Raw genomic sequence first — 10,828 nt, 5'->3', positions numbered from 1 at the left:
GGGTTGTCAGGAAGTTGGCCATGAGAAAGGCCTGAACTGGCATATTCTGACATCAGAGCCCGTCCGGACGAAAGAAGATGCTGCACGCATATTGGATCACTACGAAAAGCGCTGGTTGATTGAGGAGTTTCACAAAGCATGGAAGAGCGGCGGAACTCAAGTCGAAGGCCTGCGGATGCAAAGTAAAGAAAACTTAGAGCGAATGGTCGTGATACTGGCTTTCATCGCGGTGCGGTTGCACCAACTGCGTTACCTCGGACTCAATAAAGAAGAGGCCGAAAGACAGAGTTGTGAAACGATATTAAGCCCGCTGGCTTGGAAGCTTCTGTGGTCTAAACAGGAAAAGAGTAAGCCGCCAAAGCATGCTCCCAGTCTGTATTGGGCGTACATTAAYCTCGGGAAGTTAGCCGGTTGGCATGACTCAAAACGTAATGGCCGAGTTGGCTGGGAAAGGTTATGGGAAGGATGGTTTATGTTACAAACCATCCTTGAAGGTTACCTACTAGCCCAGTCTCTTGACCTCTGAGATGTGATCAAGAGACAGNAGTAAGCCGCCAAAGCATGCTCCCAGTCTGTATTGGGCGTACATTAATCTCGGGAAGTTAGCCGGTTGGCATGACTCAAAACGTAATGGCCGAGTTGGCTGGGAAAGGTTATGGGAAGGATGGTTTATGTTACAAACCATCCTTGAAGGTTACCTACTAGCCCAGTCTCTTGACCTCTGAGATGTGATCAAGAGACAGGCATGCAGCGCCCTTTTTATTTGTTACCATGACACTTCTGTGCTGAATGAGTAGCAAACCATGAATGAACCTGGCTTTGATTTTCACGCCCTCACCCCTGAGCATCAACTGGATGCCATTGAGTCGGTAGGGATTTACCCACAATCGGGTTTACTTGCACTGAACAGCTACGAGAATCGGGTTTACCAATTTGTTGCCGATGATAGCAAGCGCTACGTGGTGAAGTTTTATCGCCCTGCCCGCTGGACAGACGAGCAAATTCTTGAAGAACATGCGTTTTGCCAAGAGTTAGTCGACGCGGAGGTTCCCGTCGTTGCCCCGCTTGTTCGCGACGGGACCTGCTTGTTTCATTTCAACGGCTACCGTTTTGCATTGTTTCCCAGCGTGGGTGGGCGCAACTTTGAAGTCGATAACTGGGACCAGCTCGAAGCGGTTGGCCGCTATCTTGGCCGTATTCACCAAGTCGGTGCCGCTCGACCTTTTCAGGCACGTGCGCGATTTGATCTCGACACCCACCTCTACCAACCTCGCCAAGCATTGACTCATGCGAGCCTGATCCCCGATGGAATTAAATCGACCTTTTTCTCCGATCTTGACCGATTGATCGATGCCATTAGCGAAAGATGGCACACCAACTGGCCGATTATCCGTTTGCACGGCGACTGCCATCCGAGCAATATTCTATGGCGCGATGGCCCGTTATTTGTCGACTTTGACGACACCCGCAATGGCCCCGCAATTCAAGATCTGTGGCTGTTTTTAAACGGCAGCCGTGCTGATCAGCTGGCCCAACTTGATACCCTTGCCGAAGGCTATCGTGAGTTTAGTGAATTTCCTGCTGACCAATTGCAACTGATCGAGCCCTTACGTGGTCTGAGAATGGTGCACTATATGGCGTGGTTAGCAAAACGCTGGCAAGACCCGGCATTTCCACGTGCATTCCCTTGGTTTGCTGAGGCAAAATACTGGGAAAGTCAGGTGCTTGCTTTTAAAGAGCAGCTTGCCGCCTTACAAGCGCCATCGCTTACCTTGTACCCGTAAGCGTTCAACCGATAACGGAGAGTCATTCAATGATGCTGAAAAAACTGCTTCCTATCTTGCTCGTACTCGGCCTTGCGGCCTGCTCTGAGCCTGAAACCGTCGAGTCGACAAGCCAACAGGCCACGACGCAAACCCAAACCCAAACTGAGCCAGCAGAAGCAATCGACGTCCCCGCCGCCAAACCCGGCCGCTTCAAGGCGGGCGAGGATTATCAAATCCTAGACACCGCAGCGACCGATACCCCAACGGTGACCGAGTTCTTCTCGTTTTACTGTCCGCACTGCTTCCAATTTGAGCCACTGGTGCAGCAGTTGAAGCAGCAAGTGACAGATAATGCCAAAGTAGTGAAAAATCACGTTTCTTTTATGGGCGGCAACATGGGTGAAGTGGTCACACGCGCCTATGCAACCGCCGTGGTCTTAAACGTTGAAGACACCATGATCCCGGTGATTTTTGACCGTATTCATGTGGCCCAAAATGCGCCCAAGTCGCTAGATGACGTTCGCCAGATGTTTGTCGACAACGGTGTCGACGGCAAAGAGTTCGATTCGGCTTACAACAGTTTTGCCGCCAACTCGATGGCCCAACGATTTGATCAATCTTTTGAAAAAGCCGGCCTACGCGGCGTGCCTGCGGTGATCGTGAACGGTAAATATCACGTGACACCGAAAACCGTCGAAACCCCTGAAGAGTACTTCCAACTGATTAACTTCCTGTTAAGCCAGAAGTAATCAACTGACTTGGGCGTTGAGATGGCGAAGTAAGCCATCCATCGCCCGATACCCTAAGGCCTCAGCAAGGTGAGGGCGGCTTATCACCTCCGCTTCGGCCAGATCGGCAATCGTCCTCGCCACTTTAATGATCCTATGGTATGCCCGCACAGACAGTCCTAATCGATGCAATGCCTGTTCGAGAAATGCGGCATCCGCCTGCGCAAGCTGACAATATTCCTCCATTTCGCGATTGCTGAGTAACGCATTCACTTTCCCTTGCCTCGCCAACATACGCGCACGGGCACACGCGACTCTTTCCCGTACCTTTGCGGTTGATTCACCGCGGTCGCCGCCGCTCGATAACATCCCGCGCGGCAATGCCGGGATCTCAATCGACATATCAAACCTATCCAGCAAAGGGCCAGATAAACGCGCCAAATAGCGCAACACTTGCTGTGGATTAGAGCGCGCCAACTCGCCTTCATGATGGCCTGTCGGGCTCGGGTTTAATGCGCCAATCAACTGAAAGCGGGCGGGAAAACGGGTTTTACCGTTAGCACGCGAGATAATAATTTCACCCGACTCCAGCGGTTCGCGAAGCGCATCGAGCACACGACGCTCAAATTCTGGCATTTCATCCAAAAACAGCACCCCTTGGTGCGCCAATGATATCTCCCCGGGACGCGGGACCGTTCCGCCCCCGACCAGCGCCGCCATAGAGCTGGAGTGATGAGGACTGCGAAACGGTCGCTGACGCCAGTTTCCCTCATGCAAAGGTTGCTGGGTTAATGACGTGACCGCGGCGGAGGCTAACGCTTCTTCGTCGTTCATGGGAGGAAGCAAATCGCACAAGCGCGACGCTAACATGGTTTTTCCTGTTCCCGGCGGTCCAACAAACAACAAGTTATGTGAACCACTGGCGGCGATTTCTAACGCGCGTTTGCCTTGCTGTTGGCCGATGATGTCACGTAAGCAGCGGGTTGGCGCCGGCGTCGTATCACTATGTGGTGTCGCGTTAAGCTGCAAACTCTGTTGACCAGCTAGGTGCTGACACACTGCGATTAAATCAGGCGCTGACACGTGGCGCTCGCTGTCCACCAACGCCACTTGGCTAGCGTTATCATCAGGAACCACGAGCGCACGCTGCGCTTTTTGGCTGGCAAGTGCAGCTGGTAATGCCCCTTTGACGGGGCGCAACTGCCCGGATAACGCCAGCTCACCGAGAAACTCAAATTCATGCAGCCGTTTCGCTGGAATTTGCCCAGAGGCGACCAAAATGCCAAGCGCGATAGGCAAATCAAAACGCCCACCTTCTTTCGGTAAATCCGCCGGTGCTAAATTGACAGTAATACGCCGTGATGGGAATTCAAAATTGGAGGTCACAATGGCACTTCTGACCCGATCGCGCGCTTCTTTGACCGTGGTTTCCGGTAACCCCACCAGGGCAAACCCTGGCAATCCATTGGAAATATGGACTTCAACCGTCACATTGGGAGCCTCTACCCCGACACACGCTCGGCTATGCACAATCGCTAGCGCCATGACTCTATCCTGCCATTACTATGAAACCTTGCGCTTATGGTGACGAGAGAATTTGTGATTCAGAGTAATTTTTTCTTGTCATGCGAGTGAGGTCTGTGATACCACTACAAATGCACAACAATTAAACATGAGACTCGGCGCTAGATCGAGTTCATGACTGACCTGTAACAAGCAGGCGCAAACAAAAACATAATTAACAAAACGCCCAAAAATGGGCGACTAACGACAAGAAAAGACAGACAAATGCCAAACTTCGCTACCGTCCTCATTATTCGCCTTATCGTGGTCATTCTACCGCGAGGGGTGTAGGTACGCGAAACACAGCAGCAAACATCGCAACCAAGCCCCCGCACCCAACTAGGTCCGGGGGCTTTTTTCATTCATGTGGCCAAGCCACACAAAAACGGAAGCAGCAAAAATGGAGAGCGCAGACACTGACTATTCGCACACCTGCCCTCCCCGTTCATTCGGGGAGGGGCGACGATGACAGGTGCACAATGGGTTGTGGAAGCCTTACGTAAGCAAGGCGTTGAAACGGTATTTGGTTATCCCGGTGGCGCCATCATGCCAGTCTATGATGCGCTATACGACGGCGGCGTCGAACACATTTTATGTCGCCATGAACAAGGCGCTGCCATGGCCGCCATCGGTTATGCCCGTGCTAGCGGGCGTCCCGGCGTCTGCCTAGCTACCTCTGGCCCCGGCGCGACGAATCTGATCACCGGATTGGCCGATGCCATGATGGACTCCGTCCCAGTGGTCGCCATCACAGGCCAAGTGGCCAGCCCATTAATCGGCACGGATGCTTTCCAAGAAATTGATGTCTTAGGTTTGTCTTTGGCCTGTACCAAACATAGCTTTTTGGTCACAGACCCCGCAGACCTCACCGCCACGCTCGAAAAGGCGTTCGTCGTGGCACAATCAGGCCGCCCGGGGCCTGTGTTAGTTGATATTGCTAAAGACGTACAGCAAGCGCTGATCCCTGCGCCTCGTGAGGCCTCAGTGCCTGCGCCCACCGGCGTCCCTCTGGATGCTGTCGCGCTCGAACATGCCAATGCGCTTATCCAAAAAAGCGAGCGCCCTATGCTGTATGTCGGTGGTGGGGTGGTGTTAGGCAAAGCAACGGCGGCGCTTCGTGACTATCTTACTCGCAGTCAAATGCCCGTTGTCAGCACCCTTAAAGGGCTAGGCACCGTCAACAAAGACTACCCGCACTATTTAGGCATGTTGGGTATGCACGGCACCAAAGCCGCCAACCTTGCGGTACAGCAATGTGATTTGTTGATTGCTGTCGGGGCCCGTTTTGATGATCGCGTCACCGGGAAGCTCGATACCTTTGCTCCTCACGCAAAGGTAGTGCATGTGGATATTGATGCCGCAGAATTAAACAAGCTGCGCCGCGCACAAGCGCCGGTTTGCGCAGAGCTGAATGCCGTCTTACCCAAGCTCGCCACGCCCCACACCTCACCGGCATGGCGAGAGCAAGTACACCACTGGCAACAGCAGCATGCATGGCGTTACGACCATCCCGGCGATGCCATTTATGCGCCCGCGCTACTGAAAACCTTATCAGACAGCATGCCGGAACAAACCGTGATCGCCACCGATGTCGGTCAGCATCAAATGTGGGTCGCCCAGCATGTGACGCCTAGCGAGCCCGAAAACCTCTTGACCTCGGCAGGGCTTGGCACCATGGGATTTGGTTTACCCGCCGCGATGGGTGCGAAGATCGCACGCCCCCACGATGAAGTGGTGCTGGTGACCGGTGATGGCTCATTTATGATGAATATCCAAGAGCTTGGCACCTTAAAACGCCGCGGCATCGGCGTGAAAATCATCCTGCTCGACAATCAACGCTTAGGCATGGTGCGCCAGTGGCAACAGCTCTTTTTTGATCAGCGCTACAGCGAGACCAATTTATCTGACAACCCTGATTTTCTCACCTTAGCGCGCGCCTTTGACATACCGGGACACCGTATCCGCTGCAAAGAAGAAATACATGCTGGGCTGACCATGATGATGGGCCATCCCGGTCCTTACTTGCTACACGTCGCTATCGATGAAATGGAAAATGTTTGGCCGCTGGTGCCACCCGGTGCGGCCAACCAACAAATGATGGAGCAAAGCTGATGACACAACACCAATTTTCGATTCACGCTACCCACAGTCCAGAATTATTGGAGCGCATCTTGCGCGTGATCCGTCACCGTGGTTTTACCGTGCGTCAGCTCAATGTCTCCATGCCCACAGCGGCGGGCGAGGTAATCTTTGACGTGACCGTCGAAAGCCAACGCGCGATCGAGACCTTGCGACCACAACTGACTAAGCTATGGGACGTGGTTGAGGTACTCACTCCCTCAACCCAATCACATTCCCTACGCGCATAAAAAAGGAAAATAACATGTCGACAAATACCGCTGATTACATTTGGTCTAACGGTGAAATGATCGCTTGGCAGGATGCCACTGTGCACGTACTGACTCACGCGATGCATTATGGTACTTCCGTCTTTGAGGGGATCCGTTGTTACGACACCCCAAACGGCCCGGTGGTCTTTCGCCATCGTGAGCATATGCAGCGCTTAAAAGACTCTGCCAAAATCTACCGCTTCCCGATCCCCTTTAGTGTCGATGCCCTAATGGAAGGGTGCCGTGAAACCCTGCGCGTTAACCAACTACGCTCAGCATATATCCGTCCATTAGGCTTTGTCGGTAACGTGGGTTTAGGCGTTTGTCCGCCTGTCGATACAGAAATGGATGTCATCATTGCCGCGTTCAGTTGGGGCAGCTACCTCGGTGAAGATGCGCTGGCCCAAGGCGTGGATGCGATGATCTCAAGCTGGAACCGCGCCGCCCCGAACACCATCCCTACCGCCGCTAAAGCTGGCGGAAACTATTTATCCTCCCTACTGGTAGGAGGTGAAGCTCGCCGCCATGGTTACGCCGAAGGGATTGCTCTGGACGTACGCGGCTTTTTATCCGAAGGCGCAGGAGAAAACCTCTTTGTGATCAAAAATGGCGTGATCAGTACCCCCCCCGCCACCAGCGCGATTTTGCCAGGGATTACCCGTGACTCGATCATCACCCTTGCAAAAGAGCAGGGCTACACCGTGCGCGAAGAGCCGATTGCACGCGAAGCGCTTTATCTGGCCGATGAGGTGTTTATGACTGGCACCGCAGCCGAGATTGTGCCCGTACGTAGCGTCGACCAGATCACGGTCGGCGAAGGCCAACGAGGCCCGATCACCGCCGCGTTACAACAAGCCTTTTTCGGCTTGTTTGATGGTACCACCGACGACAAATGGGGCTGGCTTGACCCCGTTAACCCTCAGCACAGCGAATAAAGGCAAAGGAGCCGTAATTATGCCAACCTATCGTTCCGCTACTACCACCCACGGTCGCAACATGGCAGGGGCGCGCGCGTTATGGCGCGCCACTGGCGTCAAAGATGACGACTTTGGCAAACCCATTATTGCCGTGGTGAACTCCTTTACCCAGTTTGTTCCCGGTCATGTCCATCTCAAAGACATGGGCCAGCTGGTGGCGAAAGAAATCGAGCAAGCCGGCGGTATCGCCAAAGAGTTCAATACCATCGCGGTCGATGACGGTATCGCTATGGGTCACGGCGGCATGCTCTACTCGTTGCCTTCGCGCGAGATCATTGCCGATTCCGTGGAGTACATGGTCAATGCGCACTGTGCCGACGCCATGGTGTGTATTTCCAACTGCGACAAGATCACTCCGGGCATGCTGATGGCGGCTATGCGCCTGAATATCCCGGTGATCTTTGTGTCGGGCGGCCCCATGGAAGCGGGCAAAACCAAACTGTCCGATCAAATCCTCAAGCTCGATTTGGTCGATGCCATGATGCAAGGCGCCAATCCGGACGTCTCCGATGAGCAAAGCGAGCAAATCGAACGCTCCGCCTGCCCAACCTGTGGCTCGTGCTCTGGCATGTTTACCGCCAACTCGATGAACTGTTTGACCGAAGCGCTGGGGCTGAGCCAGCCGGGTAATGGTTCCATGCTCGCCACCCATGCCGACCGTGAGCAATTGTTCATCAACGCCGGTAAACGCATTGTGGGCCTGACCAAGCGCTACTACGAACAGGACGATGACAGCATCCTACCGCGCAATATCGCCAATCGCGCCTCGTTTGAAAATGCCATGGCGCTGGATATTGCCATGGGTGGGTCCACCAATACGGTGTTGCACCTGCTGGCCGCTGCGCAAGAAGGCGATATTGATTTTGATATGGATGACATCGATCGCATGTCTCGCCAAGTACCTCACCTTTGCAAAGTCGCGCCGTCAACCCAGCAATATCATATGGAAGATGTACACCGCGCTGGGGGAGTGATGGGCATTCTTGGGGAGCTGCAGCGCGCGAACCTGCTCAATGTCAAACAACAAACCGTGCTGGGGATGAGCCTCGAGGAACAGCTCGCCCAGTATGACATCATGCAAACCGATGATGAGGACGTGAAGTCTTTTTATCGCGCCGGTCCCGCAGGCATCCGCACCACCCAAGCGTTCTCGCAACGTTGCCGTTGGGATACCCTGGATGATGATCGCCAATCCGGATGTATTCGTGCCCATGAATACGCTTTTAGTCAAGACGGCGGCCTTGCCGTGCTACAAGGCAACATCGCCTTGAACGGCTGCATCGTCAAAACCGCAGGGGTGGATGAAAGCATACTGACCTTTGAAGGTCCCGCGGTCGTGTTTGAAAGCCAAGACAGCGCGGTAGATGCCATTTTAGGTGGCAAAGTGAAAGCGGGTGATGTGGTGGTGATCCGCTATGAAGGCCCGAAAGGTGGCCCAGGTATGCAAGAAATGCTGTATCCGACCACCTACTTAAAATCGATGGGATTGGGTAAATCCTGTGCCCTGCTCACCGATGGCCGTTTCTCTGGGGGGACATCTGGGCTGTCCATCGGCCATGTTTCGCCCGAAGCAGCCAATGGCGGCACCATCGCCTTAGTCGAAGATGGCGATCGGATTCGTATCGATATTCCTACCCGCGAAATCAGCCTGCTGGTGGATGAAGCCACCCTCGCCACCCGCCGTGCTGAGGTGAACGCTCGCGGTTGGAAGCCTAAAGACCGCCAACGCCAAGTCTCCTATGCGCTAAAAGCGTATGCCAGTCTCGCCACCAGTGCCGATAAGGGTGCAGTGCGCGATCGCAGTAAGTTGGAGGAATAACCATGCAACAGGCGCAAACGTCACCCGAACAACCCATGGATGGCCCGGATTACTTAAGGAATATTTTACGTGCGCCTGTCTATGAAGTGGCGACTGTCTCGCCACTTCAGGCCATGAAGCGACTCTCTGAACGCTTAGGTAACCAGGTTCAGCTCAAACGTGAAGACCGTCAGCCCGTGCACTCATTTAAGCTACGCGGCGCGCATAACATGATGGCGCAGCTGACAGAGGCGCAGAAAAAAGCGGGCGTGATCGCTGCATCAGCGGGTAACCACGCCCAAGGTGTCGCCCTGTCCGGCAGTAAACKGGGTATCAAAGCCACCATTGTCATGCCCCGCACCACCCCCGCCATAAAAGTTGAGGCCGTTAAAGGCTTTGGGGGAAATGTAGTCCTACACGGCAATAACTTTGATGAAGCGAAAAGCAAAGCACAAGCGCTGGCCGACCAACACGGCTATACCTTTGTGCCCCCTTTTGATCATCCGCAGGTCATTGCCGGACAGGGCACGATCGGGCTGGAGCTGGTGCAACAAAACAGCCACCTTGATTATATTTTTGTCCCGGTCGGCGGCGGTGGTATTGCTGCCGGTGTGGCGGTGCTTATCAAGCAGCTTATGCCAAATATCAAGGTGATCGGAGTGGAAGCAGAAGACTCCGCATGTCTGCGTGCCGCCTTGGATGCAGGCTTTCCCGTCACCTTAGAGCGGGTGGGAACCTTTGCCGATGGTGTGGCGGTTAAACGGATTGGTGACGAATCATTTCGACTGTGTCAGCAATACTTGGACGACAGTATTACCGTCTCAAGTGATGCGATTTGTGCTGCCGTACAAGATATTTTCGAAGACACACGCGCGATCTCTGAACCGTCAGGTGCCTTGGCACTCGCCGGTCTCAAGCATTATGTAGATAAGCACCAACTACAAAACAAGCAATTGGGTGCGGTCCTGTCGGGTGCCAACACCAACTTCCACTCACTACGCTACGTGTCTGAGCGTGCTGAATTAGGGGAGAAACGTGAAGGCCTACTGGCGGTGACTATCCCCGAGCAAACCGGTGCATTTTTGCAGTTTTGCGATATTCTCGGTGGCCGCGCGGTTACCGAATTTAACTACCGCTATGGCGACGACCAGTTGGCCAATATTTTTGTTGGGGTACGTTTACTGGGCGGGCAAGAAGAGCTCGACAGTATTCTGCATGATTTGCGCCAAGCCGGTTATCCGGTCGAGGACTTATCTGACGATGAGATGGCCAAGGTACACGTACGCTACATGATTGGAGGGCGAACGTCGGTGCCGCTTAACGAGCGCCTTTATAGCTTTGAGTTTCCGGAATACCCCGGGGCATTACTGCACTTTTTGCAAACCTTGGGCACCCACTGGAACATTAGCTTATTCAACTACCGCAACCATGGTTCAGATTATGGCCGTGTGCTGTGTGGATTTGAACTTGGCGAGCAGGACTTACTCGCGTTTACCGCCCATTTGCGTGAACTGGGTTATGCGTGGAAGGACGAAACGGCTAATCCAGCCTATCGCTTCTTTCTCTCTCGCCGTTAAGCGAATAATACAAAAAGGCCCGACAGGGG

9 protein-coding genes and 1 pseudogene are annotated in these 10,828 nt (G+C 53.8%); 9 read left to right on the top strand and 1 reads right to left on the bottom strand.

All coding sequences use genetic code 11. The features are described 5' to 3' along the window. The 4 genes and pseudogenes from BZJ18_RS10885 to BZJ18_RS10870 form a co-directional block, all read left to right on the top strand. Positions 1–526 (top strand): IS4 family transposase (locus BZJ18_RS10885; protein WP_108743146.1); only part of this gene is annotated, 526 nt, incomplete at its 5' end. A gap of 22 nt (positions 527–548) precedes the next feature. Further along, a pseudogene (locus BZJ18_RS10880) lies at positions 549–725 on the top strand (IS4 family transposase); the annotation flags it as partial. A gap of 78 nt (positions 726–803) precedes the next feature. Beyond that, positions 804–1,784 (top strand): serine/threonine protein kinase, encoded by a 981-nt coding sequence (locus tag BZJ18_RS10875; RefSeq protein ID WP_077456664.1) that lies wholly within the window; start codon positions 804–806, stop codon positions 1,782–1,784. Positions 1,785–1,813: 29 nt separating this feature from the next. Continuing rightward, positions 1,814–2,515, top strand: coding sequence for a thiol:disulfide interchange protein DsbA/DsbL (locus tag BZJ18_RS10870; RefSeq protein WP_241824950.1), 702 nt, complete (start codon positions 1,814–1,816; stop codon positions 2,513–2,515). On the opposite strand, the gene BZJ18_RS10865 is transcribed toward BZJ18_RS10870, so the two are convergent. Then, positions 2,516–4,039, bottom strand: a complete 1,524-nt coding sequence (locus BZJ18_RS10865; protein WP_077456662.1) for a YifB family Mg chelatase-like AAA ATPase — start codon at positions 4,037–4,039, stop codon at positions 2,516–2,518. It lies immediately after the preceding gene. A gap of 483 nt (positions 4,040–4,522) precedes the next feature. Here BZJ18_RS10865 and ilvG point away from each other — a divergent pair, with 483 nt between their 5' ends. The 5 genes from ilvG to ilvA are packed head-to-tail and all read left to right on the top strand — an operon-like array spanning position 4,523 to position 10,799. Further along, entirely contained in the window at positions 4,523–6,169 is a 1,647-nt protein-coding gene (gene ilvG / locus BZJ18_RS10860; RefSeq protein WP_077456660.1) for an acetolactate synthase 2 catalytic subunit, read from the top strand. Continuing rightward, complete coding sequence (gene ilvM / locus BZJ18_RS10855) at positions 6,169–6,426, top strand: acetolactate synthase 2 small subunit (RefSeq protein ID WP_069588069.1); 258 nt, start codon at positions 6,169–6,171, stop codon at positions 6,424–6,426. The genes ilvG and ilvM overlap by 1 nt, the downstream gene beginning before the upstream one ends. 14 nt (positions 6,427–6,440) lie before the next feature. Further along, positions 6,441–7,382 (top strand): branched-chain-amino-acid transaminase, encoded by a 942-nt coding sequence (ilvE, locus tag BZJ18_RS10850; protein ID WP_069588071.1) that lies wholly within the window; start codon positions 6,441–6,443, stop codon positions 7,380–7,382. A gap of 19 nt (positions 7,383–7,401) precedes the next feature. After that, positions 7,402–9,243, top strand: a complete 1,842-nt coding sequence (ilvD, locus tag BZJ18_RS10845) for a dihydroxy-acid dehydratase (RefSeq protein WP_077456658.1) — start codon at positions 7,402–7,404, stop codon at positions 9,241–9,243. A 2-nt stretch (positions 9,244–9,245) separates the two neighbouring features. Further along, complete coding sequence (gene ilvA / locus BZJ18_RS10840; RefSeq protein ID WP_077456656.1) at positions 9,246–10,799, top strand: threonine ammonia-lyase, biosynthetic; 1,554 nt, start codon at positions 9,246–9,248, stop codon at positions 10,797–10,799. The last annotated feature ends 29 nt before the right edge of the window (positions 10,800–10,828 follow it).

Source organism: Salinivibrio sp. IB872, from assembly GCF_001995345.1.
GTDB lineage: Bacteria > Pseudomonadota > Gammaproteobacteria > Enterobacterales > Vibrionaceae > Salinivibrio > Salinivibrio proteolyticus.
Note: the sequence above shows the minus strand (reverse complement) of the source record. Positions and strands in the feature narration are given on the sequence as shown.